Genomic DNA, 21,294 nt, shown 5'->3' on the forward strand with positions numbered 1-21,294 from the left:
AATATGCGCCGCTTTCTCCTACTGGAGCGGATTAACGCCGCCGCGTAGCAGTCCAGAGTATGAGACTTTCACTCTGCTCAAAACGCAGAGTGAAAATCAGGTCAACAAACCAGCAAGCAACACGCAAAAAAAGAACCAATTAACGGTTCTTCGATCCCTCCAAGTCGCAAAACTATCTCGCCCACATCAACGAACACGGAGCCAACCGCATTCATGAATTGTTGCCATAGAGTTGGCAACCTACAAATAGGCTGCACAACAGTGCCTTATAATCAGGTCAACCAGAACAGAAGAATACGTAATGCAGGAGTCACATCCACAATAACTTGGTACTATCCTCCTGTCTACGAAACTGACAGCAGACCATGTTAGCCGACTGCTCGACGGATAAACTCCCTCTTTGTCAAGGTCTGTTAAAACTCTGCAGAGACTGTTCCATAAAACTCACGTGGTGCTGCCACAAAGAGGTTGTAATTATCATCCCCGCTAATACCGGCACTACCAGTAATACCGCCGATATAATTTTTATTGAACAAGTTTGTTACACCAAAATTTGTTTTAATATTCTGAGCAAAACCAATTTTTCCAAAATTATACGCTAGCCCAAGTGTTCCTAGCCAGTAAGCTGGAACCTTTTGATCATTCATGAACGTAATAGGTCGCGAACTAAGATAATTCACATTAAAGTTAAACGTGGCTCTATGCCAGTTATAAGTCAGATCTGCTTTATACATAAATTTTGGATAATAGACCTGTCTTTTACCTTTAATATCATAATTTTGTCCACCATAATTGACCGATCTGGACTGATAGCGTGCGTCGGCCCAGCCAAAACTGTTGGTAATGGAAAGACCTTTGATAGGTCTTATAACACCCTGAATATCAGCGCCATTTACAGTTTCCCTACCGACATTCATATAAGCTGTATAAGTATTATTACTCACGCCCTCTGTAATTGTTGCGAGTCTATTGTAGTAATCCGTGTGATAAAAATCAACAGAACCAGAGAAAATACGTGAATTGTAACGATAGCCAACGACATAGTTCCACGTCCGTTCAGGACGGAGCTTATCTTTATTGGCGTCAAATACATCTTGTGCCATCTGACCAGGTGAGTTTTTACCCAAACCACCCCATGGGCCGCCACTGGTTTGGGTTTTAAAGTCATATGCTCTTAAATTTTCAGCAATATCCCAGTAAAATTCATGATTATCGAGAAAATTATAGTCAAAATTAAAATGTGGTAAAAAAGCTGCGGATGCTGTCATGGTGCCATTTACGGCGTGACGGTAATAAGGGTTCCATCCTTCAGCCTCTAGCTGCGCAGTATAATCGGCTTTTGTCCCGCCGTGCGTCGTTTGAGTAAGCGATTTAAAGCCAGCCAACAGAGTCATGCCTGGAATAATCGTCCAACGATCCTGAAGGAAAAACTGGAATGTATTCGTGTTGAATGAATCATCATACCATGTATGGGCCTGGCTTTTTTTGAAGTCCGAATTCGAATTGTGCCCAGAATTCAGATTATCTTCATAAAGCCTATAGTCATCGCTCCAGTAGTTGTTTTCGTACCATATGCCAGTATCGATATGGTTGTTTTTCGGAGCATCTATCGAGAATTTTTGAGTAAAACCCAAACGTTGACCGTAAAGATGCGGCATGCCAAGGGCCATAGGAACACCAGAAACAGTTCCATCTGCATTCAGGCTTACTGCACCATAACTTGGTGAAGTTACAAAGTTATTAGTATAACCAGATGTTCCGCTTGTTAACCCCGCATAAGCTGTTGTGTCTGAGCGGACATTTTTAAATAAATCAAAATGTCCATTAATATAGGAAAGATAGGTTCTCTGAATCTGGGAACCATCCCAGACGTAGTTACCAATATCATCATTTGACAGTATACCTTCATAACCAGGAGGTACGTTATTGGTATACTGTGCATAATATGCCCATAGTTTTGCTTTTTCATAATCGGGTTTGAGAAAAGTTGCGTTACGGCCCATTTTGCGCCAAGTGTTAAGATTCATAGGCATATAGTTAGCCTGTGTAAAATTACCGTAACCAAAAAAAGCAGTTATTTTACCACGATCACCAACAGGTTGGACCAGTTTTGCATCGGCCTGTAATTCGTTCTGATATCCCACCCCCTTCCAGAGGTTGCTGTTTGTTCTGGCAAAAGAGGCATAAAATTTTGTACCTGTATTGTTCAGAATGCCACTATCAACACGCGCATATGTACGGAATGCCTGGTAACTACCAAAAGTTTGACTGATCTTCCCACCAGCCTTGTCTTTTGGGGTGCTACTTATATACGAAATAGCACCCCCAAGATTTTGAGCGGAAAATGTATCGAGAGCCCCAGCCCCCTGAGACATGCTCATGCCGCCAATATCATCTTGGATGATGGCCTGCGTAATGGCAACACCATTTGAATTGAGGTAACCCTGCCCCCCGAGAGGCATGCCATCCAACATCGCCCCAATTTGGTCTTGTGTAAAACCACGCATATAAAAATTATTTGCCCATGTATCCAAACCGAATGCATCAGATGAAGTAAAATTCACGCCAGGTGTTGTCTGAGCTAGAATTTGCATGGGGTTAGTGCCAGAAACAAACTGATCCATTACTGCGCGTGTAACAGCAACCTGTGCACCGTGACTACGCACACGCGCTCTTTGCACTAGAATACTTTCTTCTCCACCTTTTGCTGGTCCTAACCGACGTTTAACCGCATAACCAGTTACAGTTTTTTTATGAGAAGGACTTATTTCGTGAGCCTTACTCGTGACTTTACTCTTATTTTTTCTGTCTCCAGAGAGGGTTTTGGCGTCCGCAGAGGAAAGGACAGTCGTTCCGACCAAAAGAATTTTCAGAAAAAAAAGAGAGGAAAAACGGAACTCTTTCATATGCTTCCTTCCTGGAAAAAGAGTGCTAGCAAAGCACCTAGTTTGGTTCATGAATTTTTTTACGGAATTCACTATTCTACTCTTTAGCTCCCCGTTTTGGTTCGGTTCCGGAACGTTCAGTTAGAAACTCAAGAGAGTCAAGTTGATTATATCACGAAAGACTCCGTAAAATACTAGATGTTGCTTAATAAGCACAAAGAGGAATTTTGTGTGAGGTCGACTGTAAATGCGGAATAAAATAAGATGAGGATTTTATCATAAATCCATCTGGTGAAATGGATAAGATCTATATCTTTTACCTGTTGCATTGAATAAAGCATTGCCAAGAGCAGGAAAGGCTGAGGTAGTGCCTACCTCCCCTATACCCCCAGGCTCTTCTCCACTATTGATAATATGCACGTCAATTAAAGGGGTTTCATTTATTCTCATCAATCTATAGTTATGAAAATTAGTTTGTTCTACTTGGCCATTTTTTATAGTAATTTCTCCATATAAAGCCGCAGTGAATCCAAAAAGTAACCCACCTTCCATTTGTGCAATAAGAGCATCTTGATTAATGGCAATACCACAATCAACCACGGCTGTGACCTTCTTTATCATGATCGGACCGCCCTGCGGTACAGCAACCTCTGTCACCACCGCGCAATGTGTACCAAACGCATTATGTAGTGCCACACCACGCCCTGTTCTAGCAGGCAATGCTGTCCCCCATTGGCTTTCTTGCATAACACGTTTCAAAACAGCTACAGAACGAGGGTTTTTCTGTAAAAGACGGAGCCTATATTCAATGGGATCAATTTGAGCTTCTGCGGCAAGTTCATCCATAAAGCTTTCAACAACGTACACATTGTGCGCAGGTCCAACTCCACGCCACCAGCTTACAGGCACTGGTGTTTGGACACGCGTCCATGTCACGCGCATAAGCGGTAGTTCATAAGGTGTCTGAACAGCGCCTTCAACCGCATCGGAATCCAGTTTACCCGCCGGCAGGCCGCCGGACGCAAAGCGGTCTACAACTGATGGACCGCTCACATGATGGCACCAGGCAAGCGGTAAGCCATCAGCCCCTAGTGACGCACGCACTCTATCAAAATAAGCAGGACGAAACAGGTCCTGCCTTATATCTTCTTCACGGCTCCAGATAAATTTGACCGGAGCAGAAATTTTACAAGAAAATTTTGTCGCTTGTTCAAGAAAGTCTGTTGCCAGCCTTCGTCCAAAACTACCGCCAATCATGTAATTATGTATGGCTATTTTCTCTTCTGGCAGGCCGGTTATTTGCGCCACTGCCTTGCGTGCCCGTGTAGGCACCTGTGTTCCCATCCAGACATCGCACCCATCAGCGCGCACATGCAGTGTTGTATTTAACGGCTCCATCGGCGCGTGTGCCAGGAAGGGTAACTGGTATGCTTGTTCTATATTTTTCCCAGATTTTAAAGCAGCATCTGTTCCCGTATCATCCCGTGCAACAACCGCAGGAATGGAGTGCGTTGCATCCCGAATAATATTTCTTATATCCTCGGAGGACAAAGTAGCGTTTGGCCCTTGGTTCCATTTTATTTTAAGAGCGTCAAGCCCCTTGCGAGCAGTCCAGTAGTTTTTGGCAATAACAGCAATTGTGCCTTCATCGTGAAGCACATCTAAAACACCCGGTATGGCTTTTGTTTTATCTGCATCAATACTATCTACACTTGCACCCAAGACAGGAGGCCCCATAACTGCGGCAAAAACCATGCCTGGCACACGTATGTCGATACCAAAAATGGCCTTCCCTGTTACTTTTTCAGGAATATCAACTCGTGGAAAAGTATGGCCTATAAGCTTCCATTCTGCAGGAGGCTTGAGAGGAATGTGGTCAGGCACATGCTGTCGGGCCGCATCAAGGGCGAAATCGCCATAAGGCGCATGATAGCGCCCTGATACATCAGATATGATTCCGTTTTCTGCGTGAAGGTTTTGTTGGGGAAGGTTCCATTTCTCAGCAGCCGCAGCTAGCAGCATAAGCCTTGCTGATGCTCCAGCTTGCCTGAGCGGGATCCACCCTTTTCTCACAGATTTAGACCCGCCAGTAGAAAGAGATTTCAGAAATATAGGTGAAATATCACTGACTTCTTGTGGTAACGCAGTAAAAACCGTTATAGCCTCAAGCGCAACCTCAAGCTCTTCTGCTATCATCATGGCTTCGGTGGTATAAATACCTTGCCCCATTTCTATATTGGGAACAATAAGTGAAAACTGATTATCTGTCCCAATCCTGACTAGCCCACCTAGCGTTGTCGCAATGTCCGGTTTCGGAGAATCAGATAAAGCAAAGCGCGATGCCTCAGCATGTACGCGGGGTGCTTGTACAAATGCCAGTAGCAATCCGCCTCCAGCCAAAAAATGACGGCGAGACACCGCACCTAAGGTATTGTTGGCATGATGAACAAAAACTGGCGACATTAGGGCCTCCTGTCAGGTGAGAGATCGGCTAATATGCACTGAAGAGGCATCAGCTTTCTGTCGCAAAACATCTTCCAGAGTGGATGAAAGCCCTCTCTCTCTAATTTCTTGCAGAAAGCACGCAGATGAACCTGTTATTTGGGCGACAGAAAAACTAACACCATAAAGGTTCCGGCGTTGCGGCAGCCCAGGGATTGCTCGCGGGTAACCTGGAGCAGAAAGTGTCAGCTTTTCGTTTTCTGACATTACTTGGTAGCTTGTGCATGGTATATCCCAGTCCAGTGTCACACCCACAACATCAGGCAAGATACCGGGATAGCAGACAGTCCCGTCTACATCATGTGCTGCAATAAGTGTTGCGCCAGCCTGTCTGGCACTACCGATAGCTGTGATCAGTGCTTCAGCATGGGCTGGATTTGTTGAACCCAGACTAAGGTTAATCAGGTGAACTCGTTGTGTAATTGCCCATTCGATAGCTGTAACAAGTGCATTTTTACTTGTTTTAAGGCTGTCATTAAAAACCTGAATGGGCACATAAAGGGCTTCTGGGGCCTTTTCCTGAATCGCGGCCATAACAGCTGTACCATGCCCTAAACGGTCCGTGGTTACGTCTTCACCATATTCTTTTCTTTGACCCGGATAAATGGCAATTCCCGGTAATAGACGGCTTGCATCAATGTGGGGGTGGCGTGGATTAACTCCGCTATCTATGACGGCAATCCGCACGCCATCTCCCGTGTAGCCAGAGAGACAAGATGGATGGTCAAGCGGCCGCGGCAAAGGAGGTTGTGAGAGCTCAGGCATACATGTTCTTCCACGAAGTGCTGACATGTATTCCGTCTTCTTTAAGGGTAATAATCTGATCTGCCAGTTTTGACAGTTCAGGACGATGTGTAATGATAATAAGTGTTGCCGCCGGAAATGCTTCTCTTAAACCAGAAGTAATGATTTGCTCTGTCGTAGAATCAAGAGCCGCGGCGGGTTCATCCAATATCAAGATATCTGGATTGCGTAACAATGCACGTGCAAAGGCGATACGTTGGCGTTCCCCCGCTGAAAGGGATTGCCCCCTCTCGCCCGTTTGTGTTTCTAACCCATCAGGTAGACTAGCAATAAGACCTTCTAACCCAGCAAGTCGTACTGCTCGTGCAATATCTTTGGGTGTAGCTTCTGGCATACCAAATCTTATGTTGGCAGCGATCGTATCATTAAATAGATACGGTGATTGATCAATTAAAAGAATTTTTTTTCTTAGATCACCTAACTGGATTTTTTTTAGGTCAAAATCACCAACGGTTACAGAGCCCTTATCGGGATCTATATTCCGAACAATTAAGTCAGCAAGACTTGATTTTCCGACACCACTGTGACCAAGCACTGTGCATAAATATCCATGTGGAATTTCAAAACTCACATCACGTAGCACATCACGCGAGCCATGGCACAGAGACACATTCTCAAAACGAATAGTCATAGGGAGACCCGTAAGTGTACGGGCATCTGGGCGTTCGCGCACTTCTGGTTGTGCTTCAAACAATTCAATAATTCGAGCCAATGAAACACGGGCTGAACTTAATCCAGACGCTAATCCCATAAGCACCTGCACCGGTCCAAAAAGACGTGCCTGATAACTCATGAAAGCAACAAGAGTGCCAATCGTCATATGACCATGTATGACTTGTATGCCACCATATAACACAATGCAGGAAGAAGTGAGAGTTAACACTGTACCCGGGACGGCGCCCGCCAGAAAAGAGGTAAATTGCATGCGCATCATGGCAGAAACAAACGCGTTATTGCCAGCCTTAAACCTGGCGATTTCGTTTTCCTTGGCATTTAAAGCAGTAATGACACGCATAGCCATGATAGTTTCGACAAGCATACTCCCCAGATCAGCTCCACGTTCACGCATCTGACGTGTAAGATCCGTCAGTTTTTTCTGATAATGCATAAAAATAAACATGCAGACTGGAATAAGAACAACGCTGAAAAGAGCCATTCGCCAGTCAAGCCAGAGCATAAGCGCTATGCACCCACCAAGAGTCAGCACATTGCTAACTACTGAAAGGAAAGTATCAGCCGTAGCGCGTTGAATGTCACTAATATCACTATTAATACGCGACATCAGGTCACCAAGACGAAAGCGCGCATAAAAACGCGGCGAGAGTGTTTGCAAATGCCGCAAAAGAGCCTCTCGCATGTCAAACAGCATAGATGACGAAGCAGAAATATACAGATAGCTTGAAAGGATATTCAGAGCGTATCCCCCAATTGCGATAATAACCATCGCTACAGCAATTTCGATCAGCGCCGTTATGTTACGTGGTATAAGCGCAACATCTATCATCTGCCGTGATAACCAAGGCTGTGACAGGCCAAGACCTGTTGCCATAAGGCTAATCAAGATAACAAAAACTAATGGGCGCAGGTAAGGCTTCATAAATGGCCGCAATAAACTGTAGCTACGCCACGGTGCGGGAGAAGAGAAGGTGCTCATGCCGCAGTTGACCTACGAATTAAACGAAAATTATGAAGCCCATATTTTGGTTCGGGTAGTTTTTCAAGTTGTGCACTACACCATTCAAAACCCTTAATAAGATCTAAAACCTGCTGTCGCCACCATGGAGTACATCCGCCTGATGTATAAAACTGCACACAAAGCCTTAGATGGCGGCGCATAGCAGCCAACAGGAGAGAATGATAATGCTCAAGAATCTTATCACGGGAGGTTTCTGAACAGTCTCTGTCTGTCAGTGCTTGAATAACAGCAGCAGCAAGAACAGCCTCACGTGCCGCTTGGCCTGTTCCATCACCGCAAATAGGATCAAACGCAATGGCGTCTGTGCCACAAGCAAGCCAATTTGGACCTGAAAGCCGACTTAACATGCGGGGTGCTGTTTCAAATATGGCGCGAGCTGGCTCCGCAACAACGACACGACGTTGAAGATACCTGCTGCGGGAGAGAAGAGTGTCAAGTTCATCTCCAACTCCTAAAAGCCACCCTTGCCCGTAGCCTGTTGGAATTAAAAAAATCCATCCACTATCAAGTGATTCAATCCAGCAGGCATTGCTTTCTTCCTTACATAGAAGCACAGCCTCTGCCGCTGATCCAATTCGTTTACCAAAAGACTGGTGACTGCTTTCCGGAAAGGGCGCTGCTGCAAAAACCAGAAAATCAGCGGCAGTGCCCGCCCTTATGTCTGAAACTGGCTGGGGCAGAAGGTTACTAAGTTGATGCGCACCAAATGCAATACCGGAATGTTTCACACTCACTGCATCATTATCACCCCAGGCCACAATTCTACGCGTGATTGGGTGGTATTGGCCTGTAGGCAGCCGCTCACCCAGACAATCGTTCAAAAGATTAAGAGTGGCCCCGCTGAGCATAACAGCTGGGTTGCCAGAACGTTGGCGCGTATCGACACCCACCTTGATACCACTTCGCTCCAGCAGCCGTGTGCAGCAACGAGCAGAAATCCCGTCTCCTAATATCGCGATCAAATCTGGCTGCCTGCTCAAAAGTGATATCTTTCTATGTTATTAAGGTAAGTTAATAATGCCAGCCATAGTAATGTCGTTACGCAGTTCCCAATCTGTTTCCTGTTTTAGCGTTTTGGCATTATAGACAGCGATATCGTAGCCTGCACCATAGATATAAAGTTTTTTTCCATCGTATGACATACTGAAGTAAAACCTACGGCGGCAGGGGAATTCTGCGTGATTTACCGCGATATTATTCTTAATATCGAAATGCCACATTTCACAACGCTGACTTCCATATTCGCCATTTTGTTCAATAGCATAACCGTCTTTCCCATCTGGACTTATTTCAAGTCCCTCCACAGTGTGAGGAGCAGCGCCAATAGGGGTATAATTGAATGTGCCGGATGTCAGGTCAAAACGAGCCACACCAAATGTTTTGTTATGGATATAGGGGTCTTGTGACTGAAACAGCGAAATATAATGATTAGAGTCTCTCTGAGCATGAATGATACCGCCCATATTCACGTCCCGATTCAATGAAGAGTCAGGCATTGCTAAATCAATGCGACGCGTCACTTTCAGGTCATGGGTATCGACAATGAGAACTTTTTTACTAAAAACGTAGAAGGTTTTACCATTAGGTGAGATCGCAAAAGAAGGACGACCGTTACTGACCTTGTCATCATCATCAATATCGGCCGAACGAACCACTTTCTTTTCTTGAATGTCTATAACAAGATATTGTGGTTTACCTATACGGTAACGGTCTAGGAGTTTATTCATATGCCAACCGATAGCATAGAAGTAGCGACCTGAAGCATCAGGTACGCCGCCGAGAAACCGATATTTGTCTATAGGAGTATTCAAAGAAAATTTCGTCAATACCTTGCGAGTATAGGCATCGACAACCTCTAGCCCAGCAGCTGTCAACGTCATAACATAAATTTTCTTGCCGTCAGTCGAAAGCTGAATATTTGAAGGAAGTCCAGTTTCCATAGTTACTTTTTGAGTAACATGACCATTTGTGTCGTCAACAAATTGTAGCTGGTCTGGATACCCCCCCAGAACAATAGTTGCTGCATTTGCTTGAACAGCTACCGTTGTAGCTAGCATGCAAAAAGCTGTCCTAAGACCATTAATTTTCATGACGTGAGATCTTCCTTGGGGAGGAATTCAGCAATAAGGCTTTAAACTCAGAGATGGATGACTATGCGTTTTACGGGAAGACAATATCCAGATTACGCCAGTCTTTTGTAGCAGAAGCACAGTTACTGGCCCAATCTGGAGAATAATTGACATGATCAGGGACCTGTACAGGCCAGAAGCAGGTCACGTAACAATCGTAAATATCGCGCTCTACTGGCTGGCAGAGACCAGCCGTACCCCCACCCGCATCGACCTCCCAGCCAGGAGAGAAGGAAAGAGTACAGCCCATCGGCACATGGGGCCGAGGAGGAGGCGTTGTTTGTTGAAGTGCCACAAAATCCTGATCTGACTGATCTGCCACATCTTCAATTCGTCTAGCTTTGCTGTTGAGAGCTTTCAGATGTTTCATGATAAAGCTTTCCGCTCAGAAAATTTTTCAAGAAATGCAGGGTTTTTTAGTGCCAGCACCCCATATATTTTAAGACAAGCATCTGTCCACTCACGGATCCAGTCGCAATAATGCAAATTGGCATGTCCTGTATCGCCATAGCGTACAAAAGCTTCATGGTGACAGCCACCAGCACAGAGCGGACGAGCCCAGCACGTATGGCAGTCATATTTAGTTCCAATATGACCACGAGAAAGAAAATCTGTACGTTTTTCTGGATCGATACCGGTATTAATATTTCCCAGAGTATGGCTATCGGCATCTGTAAAACGATGACAGGGAGAAAGATCACCTGATGGGCTGACGCCTAGCAGACCAAGACCCGCACCACAAGGATGTGACTTATTGACGCCTTTTGTGAGCTCGCCTATGGTTTCCGAGACATTGGAAAAACCGTGCATTTGATTATTTAGGGCAAAATTTAACCACTCTTCAGCTAAATTACGAAACTCCTTCAAAACATCACCCATATCAGTATCATTGATACTATAGGATTGCTTTTCTGAGCTTGTTACTGGAGCGAACCCAATTTCGTGAAATCCGATCTCATCTTTAAGATGACGATAAATACGAGTGACATCGGTTACGCCATCGGTCAGAGTAACGCGAGCGGTAATGGCCCGACTTGTATGCTTCTCTATCAACTTGCGTAGACGGGGTTCAATAACATCATATGAACCTTTTCCGTTTTTAAAAACACGGTTTTTATTCTGTAAATCTGATGGTCCATCTATACTAACGGTAACCCCCACTTGGTGTTCTGATAGAAACTCTATAATCTCATCAGACAAGAGCGTTGCGTTTGTTGTCAGGCTAAACGTAATTTCCTTCCCGCTTCGCGCAGCACGTTCTTCAGAAAACAGAACAACATCATGTAATAAACGGAAATTCATAAGTGTTTCACCACCAAAAAAAGTGATGTGAACAGCTTTACGTTGGGCGGATTTCTCAAGCAAAAATTCAACAGACTGCTTTGCTGTCTCCAGTGTCATAAATTTTTTCTTGCCTTGCGGCGTTGCAATTTTATCAGATCCAAATTCATAGCAGTATGTGCATGCTAGGTTACACTGGTTGGTAATGTTTAAGACCAAAGCCTGCAAAGGAAAATCTGATGGAGGTTCTTCGGGTTTTTCAGGTGCAAAATGCTCTGTTACAATGACTCTCACCAACAATAGTTCACGAATCAGATCTTCTGCATCTTCCGCGGAGTGACCTTGCTGCACAAGAGCCGCAATAAGTTCCGAATGCTCCGTTGGTTTATTTTTAAGCTGTTCCAGAACCCCGCTGGCGGCATCATCAAGTGCAAAAATTGCACCTGCTGCTACAACATAAATGAATTCATGGCCATCAGCACTGAACTCATGAAGTTCACTGCAGTGATAATACGGCCTGACTGCGAGGGAGGTGTCTCGATGATGTAAAACGTTCATTGTGATACCTCAGGCTGATCCCAGCGTTTGTATGCCGGTACCGTTGTGACAAGATAACTGCGCCCGACAAGCGGGACACCATTGGCATCTTTATCCGTTTTTGCAGTGCCAACCACCCATACTTCACCGTAATTATTGCGCATAAAACGCCGCTTGGTGTTGGGACCTTCGACGTTGGGTGTAAACAGACCCGTGACAGGATTAATCGCGCCGACAAACTGTACGTCATCGTCGTAAGTAACTGTTGAAAACTCTGCCAGTGACCACGTCACAGGCACAGGTTTGATCAGTAAATCGTCAGACGTCCCTGGTTTGCCATCCGGCCCATTTGACCATCCTTCCGCTAAAAACTGCTGATAGCCCTTACCGTATTTTATACCGCCCAGATGCGCCAAAGAAGTCTGTGGCGTAACTTTCAGATAGTCAATGTGAGAATAAATAGTCAAACCCTTAGGCAACACCGTGCCCCGTATGGCAACATTGCGCGCCCCAGGAGTTGCATTTGCTGCGACATCAACGGCAAGCACGATTTCATGTGGTGTAGCGGAAACAATTTTTCGTATCGTAACCCCACCACCCATATCAATATCCTGAAGAGAGAACGACGTTGGTAGCGCATCACCATAAAGATGGATCTGTATTTGTTGGGCTGACGACTGCAGAGCTGCTGGTGAAACCAGCGCAAGAATTGGTGTGCCGGTTTCACGGGTAAGCATGACATCCAGACCGAACTCATGATATTCTCCCCAATACCAACGGCCCGTTCCCTTGGTCTGGTCTGGTGCAAACCACATAGTCTCCCGCATTGGGGCAGCCATATCATCAGGACTTGTCGGCTGAACACCACTACGAGAAGAGCCACGCCATGAATACCCTGCATAAACAAGCCCCTTACCCTGACGGCTAAAGGTTTGGTGACCATTAAGTGAACGTAACGTGGTCTCTGTGTTAAATGTCGCACTCCCTAACGCAGTTGGTGTGACTGTCATCTCCCCAATAAGTGGCCCATGACCAACAAAATTAGCTTTAACAAACCACTTACCGGATAGGGCTGGTATCTGGATAGATGGGCTCCAGGCAGCCCATTCGGGAGTATGCAACTGCGCATTCTTTTTCAGCCACTCAAGAGCAACCTGAGACTCTGGCACCTGCTTCTTTGGCTCACTTTCCTCTCCTGCGTGAGCAGGCTGTGCGTCGACCAGTGTATCATAAGCATGCTGCGCAGTTGGGTAGAGCCCTTTGTGCATATTTTGCAAAAGAGCCCATTCTCGATAACTGCGACGTGATGACATGACCTGAGCGAAAGCATGGCAACTTGCACAAGTTTGATGCAACGTATCATTCGGAATGATTGTTTCATCCAAAATGCGGTGTTCGGCAAAATACATAACAGGCTTTGCTTCATCAGGAGCAAGGCCATGTGATGTTGAAAGGTACCTCACAATTGCACGCGCCTCATCTGGCGTGAGGGATAAGCCGTTTAGCTTCACCATGCGCTTAAGAGTTTGCGCCCAGCCTTCTGGTGTAGCTCTAGTCCATGAAATACGAGACAGATTTTCTTTGCTATCTGCGGTATGGCAAGCACCACATTTTTCTTTGGTCAGAGGATCGGTTACAGGAATTCCCACTTCTGTCTCAAGCCAATCGGCTGGATCCCTATCTGCTTGAGATGCATCAAGAGATTGAGAGAAGGACGTAGATGGAGACACTATCCCCGCAGACAAAATTACGAGAAGCCCTAACGTGCGACGTATTTTTTTTCTTACCGTGTAAGTCAGCGATGAAGAGCAGTGGCTAACAGTAGTAAACGAAATGATCATACTGAACTGATCCTCTTGGTCGCCAAATTACGTTAAGCAAGTCATTGCTTAACGTAATCCCCGACAAAACCATTGCTAAACCGAATCGTTCTAAAATATTCCTTTACCGAAACATAATGTCAACCATCCTGTTGCTGATGATGAAATTTTTGTGTTGTCGTGTTTTTTGAAGCTGAAGCAATTCTAACAAACTATGAACAGCAAGAGATGACAGTGAGCAAAAAGAGGTGGCCCCGTCCGTTCGGACAGTTTTTGGGTTTGAATAAGCTATACCCGGTTGTTGTTATGCCGCCATTCTAGGTGTTTAGTCCTGGGATTTGATGGTGTGATATTTTCACGTGAGTGGAAGGAAGCATTATGGGACAGATACGTCATGGCAGCGCCACGACCACGCACGCCGTGCGAGCAGCGATACAGCGATCGCAGGCTTCGCTCGCGGCGCTGAGCAAGGCGTTTGGGATCAACCCGAAAACAGTTGCAAAATGGCGGAAGCGTCAGACTGTCGAAGACCAGAAGACGGGACCAAAAGAGCCCCGATCAACGGTCCTGTCCGAGGCGGATGAAGCGATGATCGTGGCCTTCCGTCGGCATACCTTACTGCCGTTGGACGATTGCCTTTATGCGTTGCAGGCCACCATTCCGCATCTGACACGCTCAGCGCTGCATCGCTGTCTTCAGCGTCATGGGATTTCACGTCTGCCTGACATCGAAGGAGACAAGCCGGGGACTATCCTGAATTTTGTGCGGTGCGGTGATAATCTGCTCGAAGAGGAGCCCCCGCATGAGCATTGATAAAGATCTTCTGAACCGCCTGATGGAAGGTCGTTCACCTGGCGACTTGTTTGGCAAAAGCGGCATACTCTCGGAATTGACGAAGGCTCTGGCGGAGCGAGCGCTTAACTCGGAGATGACACTTCACCTTGATGAGGAGCGCGCCGATGGCGCCTCTGCTGACGATAATCTGCCGCTCAATCGCAGAAACGGCAGGAGCCAGAAGACCGTGACGACAGAGAGCGGCAAGGTTGTTCTGGATATTCCCCGGGATCGGAACGGTACGTTTGATCCGATGTTGATTGCAAAGTATCAGCGTTGCTTTCCCGAGTTCGACCGCAAGATCATCAACATGTATGCCCGGGGTCTGACGACCCGCGAAATCCAGGGGCATATTGAGGAAATCTATGGCGTTGAGGCCTCCCCAAGCCTCATTTCCGCGATGACCGACGCCGTGATGGAGGAGGCGTCGCCTGGCAGAACCGCCCACTCGAGCCCTGCTATCCGATCGTTTTCATGGACGCGATCCGGGTCAATATCCGCAGTGACGGGACTGTCGCAAACAAGGCTGCCTTCGTGGCGTTGGCGATCCTGCCTGACGGCACGCGGGACGTTCTTGGGCTGTGGTTCTAGGCGAATGAAGGAGCCAAATTCTGGGCCAAGGTCCTCAGAGACCTGCGCAATCGGGGTGTCCAGGATATCCTGATCGCCGTAGTCGACGGGCTGAAGGGCTTTCCGCAGGCCATCGAGGTGGCCTTCCCCAGAACCCGCATTCAGACGTGTATCGTTCATCTGCTCCGTCATTCCATGAGTTTTGCCAGCTACAAGAACCGCAAGGCCGTCGCCACAGCTCTCAAGGCAATCTACACAGCAGTGGACGCCACAGAGGCCGAGGCAGCCCTCGGCGGGTTCGAGGAAAGCGATCAGGCCAGACAATACCCAGCCATCGCGCCCAGTTGGCGCAGGGCCTGGAATGAGGTCATTCCGTTCCTTGATTATCCTCCGGAAGTACGCAGGTTGATTTACACAACAAATGCCATTGAGGCCCTGAACTCAAAGATCCATCGTGCCGTGCGCACCCGCAGCCATTTCCCCAGTGAAGAGGCCGCAGCAAAATTGATTTACCTGGCGCTCAATGCTACCTCAGCAGAGCGGAAGCGCTCAGTGCGCTAATGGTACGCTGTCGGATGCCAGCTCGCAATCATGTTCGATGATCGTTTCCCAATAGCCTGAAAAAATGGCACCGCACAAAATTCTACACAGTCTAGCAAGCCGAAACGGCAGCACTTCAAGCGCTATCCGATCGGTTTTTTTCACCTCGATCTTACCGAAGTTCAGACTGCCGAAGGAAAGCTTTATCTTTTCGTCTCCATAGACCGCACGAGCAAATTTGCGGTGACGCAGCTTGTGGACAAAGCCAACAGACGAACTGCCTGGGAATTTCTCGAATATCTTCTGGGCGTCGTCCCTTATCAGCTTCATACCATCCTGACAGACAACGGCATCCAGTTCGCTGAGCAGCCCCGCAACCGGGGCACGGCATCGACCTTAAATCGGCTGTCATTATGGATGTAGAAACCACGACAGCTATCCGGCAGGCCGAGGTTACGGCGCAACGCAGAATGATAGAGCGTACGCAGGAAACGTTTGGAATATGGCCCGAAAGGCTTGCTGCGGATACAGCTTATGGATCCTCTGAAAATTTTGCATCGCTGGTTCATGAGCGTGGCATAGAACCTCACATTCCGGTTTTCGACAAATCTGCCCGGCAGGATGGGACTTTCGAACGCCGAGATTTCACATATGACCACGTGCACGATCTTTATGTCTGTCCTGGCGGACGGGAACTGAAGCAGCAGTGGCGCAAGATCAACTCGGATCGACCAAACACCCCTCCCGACAACCTACTTCGATACCGTTCGTCGAAACTGGCGTGCGACGTATGCACTCTCAAACCAAAATGCTGCCCCAATCAGCCCAATCGTAAGGTTCTGCGCTCTATTCATGAAGGCGCTCGTGATATGGCCCGCGACATTGCTTTAACCGACGCCTATATTATCTCCAGACGAGAACGAAAGAAGGTCGAAATGCTGTTTGCTCACCTCAAGCGCATTTTGAAGATCGATCGGTTGAGGCTCAGAGGACCAAACGGCGCCCGTGATGAGTTCCATCTCGCCGCAGCTGCCCAAAATCTCCGCAAAATGGCGAAACTGATACCTACCGGAGCGCCTGCCTTACCCACCTGAGGCAAGAAAGCTGCACGCATATCGAAGTGGTTGGGCAACACCTTCACTCTTCACCATGAGTTTTTCAACACTATCCCTCCATGAGAGACACTCACGTGTCATCTCAACTAATAATTAAAGCCTATTAAGAAACGCTAGTCTGAAACGGTGTTTCAGACTAGCTCCTCCAAGGAAGGGGCCGCCTGGATGACCAACATTTATAGCCTCAAAGGAAATCCCTTTATCTGATCTAAACAGACCACAATCGACACTGATGCCATCGACAACAACGGGAAGCAGGGGCTCATAAGGCAGTCCAATGCATGTTTCTGTGGCTTCCCAAGTGGTTTTTGAGAAAAATACTATCTTTTTGGGAGACGGGTTCAAGTTCAGCAAAGTATCGGGAAACAGTTGAACACCAGCCTTGATCATGGATCGCGTGGCTGAGTGACGTCCAGCGAGGGAATCATCAACAATACCGGGACAAAAATTAATAAAAGCTACGGTCTCCCAGAACTTCTCTGGAAAGCAAATTGAATTTCCAGTGAAGGACCGCTCAATAGATTGAAGAGCAGCATGATGTGCTGTTCCGTCAATCATGTTCTGAATTACATTTCGGGTCAGATTGAGGTCTTCGCTCTGCTCCGGTGAACCATAATGGCTTTCTCCAACGATAAGTATCTGGGAAATATGATAATTTGTTCCGATCCAGGGAAAGCGGGACGGCATTGAAATCGTGGTCAATTATCGGTCTTCCTTAGCGGTAAGGTAAAAAGCGCAGGATGTGATGGTCAATGTTCGTCTCTTGTCTTGCCCTGACGATAAGCCGATCATCCACTCTCCCCCGAAGCAGACGTTCAGCCTACAGGTCTATGTTTCGAACACTCAATCCATCACAAGATAGCCATTTGATTTTATTCCAACGATATCAATAGGTTCCAGTTCTCAATTTCGTTACCCTCGGGACGCCACTCCCGTCCAAAACTGGGAACTTTCGAGTTCAGTTTAGGACGGTCTGAGACGAGCTGGTTCATCAGCCTGTCTTTCCTTCCAAAAATACGGATTTCCCCGTCATCGACCTCTATGCGATCGACGATCGCGCGGAGATACTCCTTGCGCATGGCGACGGGACCATCGGCCAGCTTTGCCCGCAGATCGTGAGAGAAGCGTCCGATCATTTCATCGGTAATGACCGGCACGACCATCGCCGGAGCTTCCGCCATCGCGCAAAGGCGCCTGGTTTCATCCCGTCGGGCCTTCAGTGCATCAAACCGTTCCCTGAGCGTGGGATCGGTGGCATCGACAACGCCTTTCTCAATGGCCGCATACAGCCTTTGCAACTTCTGTTTGGCTTCACGGGACGCATTACGCAGACTCTCCTTGTGGGCGGCATCACGGTTCTGGTTGGCAGCATAGTGTGCCAGGAGCGCCTCCAGAATTACGCTACGGCGTGTCGTCAGTTAGTCCCTGAGTGTGGCACGTCAGGGTTGTACTTTGTGTCTGCATGTGCTGACTGTTTTCCCGTTTTTTGGGGGAGACAGACAGATGCGGCGCTATAGTTTACGCGATGACCAGTGGGAGCGGATAAAGGATCTTCTTCCCGGTCGTGAAGGCTATGTCGGCGGCACTGTGGCGGACAACCGTCTGTTCGTGGAGGCGGTGCTGTATCGCTATTGCGCGGGCATTCCATGGCGCGACCTTCCTGCCCGTTTCGGGGGCTGGAAAAACGTGCACCGGCGTCTGCGCCGGTGGTGTGAAAGCGGCGTCATCGAACGGATATTTCGTTATCTGGCCGCTTATCACGACAACGAATACATGATGATCGACAGCACTATTGTCCGGGCGCATCAGCATAGTGCCGGAGCGCTCAAAAAAGGGTACGGATCAGGCCATCGGACGATCACGAGGCGGGTTGACGACTAAAGATCCATGCCATCTGCGACGCGCTGGGTAATCCGGCGGAACTCGGCATCACACCGGGACAGGATGCCGATATCACCCAGGCGGAACCGCTTTTGGAAAACATCGACCCGGATACTATCCTTGCTGACAAGGCGTATGACGCGGACAGGTTGATCAATCGGCTGATACAGTGCGGGATTACCCCGGTCATACCGCCAAAACGCAATAGAACGATGTAGCGGGAAACCGACTTCGCTCTTTACAGGGAACGTAATCTTGTCGAGCAGTTCTTCAATAAACTCAAACAGTTCCGTGCCATCGCAACCCGCTACGATAAACTGAGATCGACCTTCCTCGCAGCCGTGCAGTTCGCCTCAATCATCATCCTGCTTAACTGACGACACGCCGTAAGGCTTTAAGAAGCCTAACCGTTTTTCTATAAAAATTTTTCGGATAATCATTACTCCCAAAAGAAGCGGACCATTCACGTATATTGAAGTAAACAGACGTTCGACAAAAGGTGAAAATTCATTAACGTCCGCTTCACCTTGTGGACCTTGTCCATATTTTATTTGATAGCACATCCAAAAAAACATCACTGTCGGGATAGTGAATTCAAATACAATACGTATGTATCTATTTCTAATTTTTGTCGATATAAAACAAAAAACACATTGTAAAATGATAGGAAAGGTCGCAATGAACAAAAATCCTAATGATGTCTCCACAATCCTATAAAAAATAGTTTCTGTTTTTTTGATGTTGAAAAATAATTATATAGTTCATTACAATATATCAACATATAGTAAACGTTTATAATTACTGTTGTTTTTATTATTTTGTATATCATTTTACTTTTCCTGAATTTACATCATCTATTTCTGTCGTCCAGTATTTACTATCACCGCTAAATAAATTAGAGTAATTCTCTGATTTTTTAAAACCACATCCTAACCCGAGAACATAAGTTTCTGCCTTATTTAAACCTGCTGCAGCTGCAAAAACTCCCACAAGATAATTTGCCCCAGGTGTCATTGGTTTATAAAAAATGTGGCTTTGTGAATCTCTTTGAATATCAAAAACTTCTCCTTGACCAATGTAATGTGCAAAATTATTTTTTGCATTTACCAAAGCCTGTTCTATGCCAACACTTGCTTGATCTGCTTCATATTGTTGCCTAACTGCTTTCCCGGCAGAAACCCCATCTGACAAAGAAAATTTATTAGATAATAACAACTGGTTTCCTTGACCATCAGTATAAGTCATAGCATCAGATGGAGAGGTATCGATTACCTTATAAGCGATGGAATCTTGTGAACTAGCAGAAGCTATCTGAACACCATCAGTTAAGAAACTTTTTGTTTCTCTATAAGTAATCTGTTGATTACCAATTATATCTTCGATAGAAGCAACTGAGCTTCCACCTATCTGTGATATATCACGCTCCGTCAAAGCCGATATCTGTTGGCTCAAACCATCGTTTAATTCCTGATTATGAGCCTCATTCCAAATTACATTTTGGATGCTCAACCCGCCATGCATTTGATCATGGACGAAGGAGATATCACCGTCTGTGGCGGTATGATCATGTATGTTTTCGTAAATTTTGTCGTTGATGATGGTTTTTTCGGCATCAATATCGATCAGGTCGTTCCGGTTTTGAATAAAGGACGTTTCTTTGCGGCCGAGAGCGTCCATTGTGCTGTTTTTATAGTTGGCATCATAGGCTTCGGATGCATCGGTCCTGTCCTGCACCCCATTGATCATTGTGAAAATGGCGTCGGTCATCCGCTGGGAATGTGCATATTCCCAGCGCATATCTGACAGGCTGCGTTCATTTTTGAGGTTATCTTTCAACCAGGCCTGAGTGTTCTGATCTGCATTCTCCCCGTAGAGCTGCTGTTCGTAGCCATCCATAATCCCTTTCATATCTGGTGAGTTTATGATGTCAGAACGAATCTCTGTATAGGACTTGCCTGCAACGACCGCCTGAAGATAGTCGGTAACCTGCTGATCCGTTGCGGGTTTGTCTTCTATATCCGAATAGGCTTTTTCCGCGTCGTTAACTGTTGAGGCGACAGTCACAGTATATCCATGCCCGTTGACATCGGCGTGGTAACGATCTCGCAGAACAAACTCATTCTGGTTGTCAACAATTGCCAACACCCCATCGGAGTTAAGTTTGGCATGAACTCCGTAAACAGTTGTGACCCCTGGCGCTTCGCCCCCTCCTCCACCGTCCGCTCCCCCGCCCATGCCTGGGTTTCCTGTTCCACCACCTATGCCACCTCCCATTCCTCCTGAATAACCACCACTGCCGCCTCCGTGGCCGACGACTTCAATTGGCTCGACTGATGACGTTTCTTCAGCGTAAGGGGTGATTTCGACTTTCTAGACAAGTTTTTCAACAGTTGGGCTGTTAACCCAGTAATCGTTATTTGTGCCTGATACCGAAAGACCGTTAGTGGTAGAAAGAAGGGAGGTTTTGTCAGAGGAGTTAGGAAAATTGGTGAAAATATCTGTTGTTGAATTTGGGATATAACTGTGTGCTTAGACATGGTTTCCACCTAAGGAACCTGCTTCATTTGAATTTTTGTGGAAATAAGGGTTATGAATATTCGAATCTGACATGATTTTCACCAAATTATTTTGTAAATCTGTATTATCGTTACAAATAAGAATAATGTCAGAATAGACACAAAAACAAATATAACGGAAATA

The 21,294-nt window shown here is 46.6% G+C and carries 12 protein-coding genes and 5 pseudogenes; 5 read left to right on the forward strand and 12 right to left on the reverse strand.

The genetic code is table 11. The annotated features are described in order from the left end of the window. Nucleotides 1–413: 413 nt before the first annotated feature. The 9 genes from AD948_RS08070 to peaA form a co-directional block, all read right to left on the reverse strand. A complete protein-coding gene (locus AD948_RS08070; protein ID WP_082782364.1) occupies nucleotides 414–2,906 on the reverse strand; it encodes a TonB-dependent receptor domain-containing protein in 2,493 nt (830 codons plus the stop codon). 255 nt (nucleotides 2,907–3,161) lie between these two features. Further along, nucleotides 3,162–5,348: a xanthine dehydrogenase family protein molybdopterin-binding subunit gene (locus tag AD948_RS08075; protein WP_061471435.1), complete on the reverse strand. Its 2,187-nt coding sequence runs from the start codon at nucleotides 5,346–5,348 to the stop codon at nucleotides 3,162–3,164. 12 nt (nucleotides 5,349–5,360) lie between these two features. Next, nucleotides 5,361–6,074 (reverse strand): subtilisin-like serine protease QhpE, encoded by a 714-nt coding sequence (gene qhpE / locus AD948_RS08080; protein ID WP_211264454.1) that lies wholly within the window; start codon nucleotides 6,072–6,074, stop codon nucleotides 5,361–5,363. Nucleotides 6,075–6,144: 70 nt separating this feature from the next. Beyond that, nucleotides 6,145–7,845 carry an ABC transporter ATP-binding protein gene (locus AD948_RS08085; RefSeq protein ID WP_061471436.1) on the reverse strand — a complete coding sequence of 567 codons (1,701 nt, stop codon included), beginning with the start codon at nucleotides 7,843–7,845 and terminating at the stop codon, nucleotides 6,145–6,147. Continuing rightward, complete coding sequence (locus AD948_RS08090) at nucleotides 7,842–8,867, reverse strand: hypothetical protein (RefSeq protein WP_156478989.1); 1,026 nt, start codon at nucleotides 8,865–8,867, stop codon at nucleotides 7,842–7,844. Before AD948_RS08090 ends, AD948_RS08085 begins: the two co-directional genes overlap by 4 nt. A gap of 21 nt (nucleotides 8,868–8,888) precedes the next feature. Next, a complete protein-coding gene (locus AD948_RS08095; protein ID WP_211264455.1) occupies nucleotides 8,889–9,977 on the reverse strand; it encodes a YncE family protein in 1,089 nt (362 codons plus the stop codon). Between the two features lie 70 nt (nucleotides 9,978–10,047). Then, nucleotides 10,048–10,386 (reverse strand): quinohemoprotein amine dehydrogenase subunit gamma, encoded by a 339-nt coding sequence (gene qhpC, locus AD948_RS08100; protein WP_061471439.1) that lies wholly within the window; start codon nucleotides 10,384–10,386, stop codon nucleotides 10,048–10,050. Further along, nucleotides 10,383–11,855 (reverse strand): quinohemoprotein amine dehydrogenase maturation protein, encoded by a 1,473-nt coding sequence (gene peaB, locus AD948_RS08105; RefSeq protein ID WP_061471440.1) that lies wholly within the window; start codon nucleotides 11,853–11,855, stop codon nucleotides 10,383–10,385. The genes qhpC and peaB overlap by 4 nt, the downstream gene beginning before the upstream one ends. Then, the gene (peaA, locus tag AD948_RS08110) at nucleotides 11,852–13,675 is read right to left on the reverse strand and encodes a quinohemoprotein amine dehydrogenase subunit alpha (RefSeq protein WP_082782366.1); all 1,824 of its coding nucleotides are present in this window, start codon (nucleotides 13,673–13,675) and stop codon (nucleotides 11,852–11,854) included. The genes peaB and peaA overlap by 4 nt, the downstream gene beginning before the upstream one ends. 357 nt (nucleotides 13,676–14,032) lie before the next feature. Between peaA and AD948_RS08115 the strand changes: the two are divergent. The 4 pseudogenes from AD948_RS08115 to AD948_RS08130 all read left to right on the forward strand — a co-directional run. Continuing rightward, a pseudogene (locus AD948_RS08115) lies at nucleotides 14,033–14,398 on the forward strand (IS481 family transposase); the annotation flags it as partial. 58 nt (nucleotides 14,399–14,456) lie between these two features. Continuing rightward, nucleotides 14,457–15,619: pseudogene (locus AD948_RS08120) on the forward strand (IS256 family transposase). Nucleotides 15,620–15,715: 96 nt separating this feature from the next. Beyond that, nucleotides 15,716–15,979: pseudogene (locus AD948_RS18685) on the forward strand (DDE-type integrase/transposase/recombinase); the annotation flags it as partial. 8 nt (nucleotides 15,980–15,987) lie between these two features. Beyond that, nucleotides 15,988–16,692 (forward strand): annotated as a pseudogene (locus AD948_RS08130) (transposase); the annotation flags it as partial. Nucleotides 16,693–16,806: 114 nt separating this feature from the next. Here AD948_RS08130 and AD948_RS08135 read toward each other — a convergent pair. Then, nucleotides 16,807–17,415, reverse strand: coding sequence for a hypothetical protein (locus AD948_RS08135; RefSeq protein WP_156478990.1), 609 nt, complete (start codon nucleotides 17,413–17,415; stop codon nucleotides 16,807–16,809). A gap of 170 nt (nucleotides 17,416–17,585) precedes the next feature. Next, a complete protein-coding gene (locus AD948_RS08140) occupies nucleotides 17,586–18,011 on the reverse strand; it encodes a hypothetical protein (RefSeq protein ID WP_061471443.1) in 426 nt (141 codons plus the stop codon). Nucleotides 18,012–18,216: 205 nt separating this feature from the next. Here AD948_RS08140 and AD948_RS17725 point away from each other — a divergent pair. Then, nucleotides 18,217–18,971: pseudogene (locus tag AD948_RS17725) on the forward strand (IS5 family transposase). Nucleotides 18,972–19,419: 448 nt separating this feature from the next. Here the strand turns inward: AD948_RS17725 and AD948_RS08150 are convergent. Further along, nucleotides 19,420–20,868: a hypothetical protein gene (locus AD948_RS08150; protein ID WP_061471444.1), complete on the reverse strand. Its 1,449-nt coding sequence runs from the start codon at nucleotides 20,866–20,868 to the stop codon at nucleotides 19,420–19,422. Between the last annotated feature and the right edge of the window lie 426 nt (nucleotides 20,869–21,294).

Source organism: Acetobacter senegalensis (genome assembly GCF_001580995.1).
Taxonomy (GTDB): domain Bacteria; phylum Pseudomonadota; class Alphaproteobacteria; order Acetobacterales; family Acetobacteraceae; genus Acetobacter; species Acetobacter senegalensis.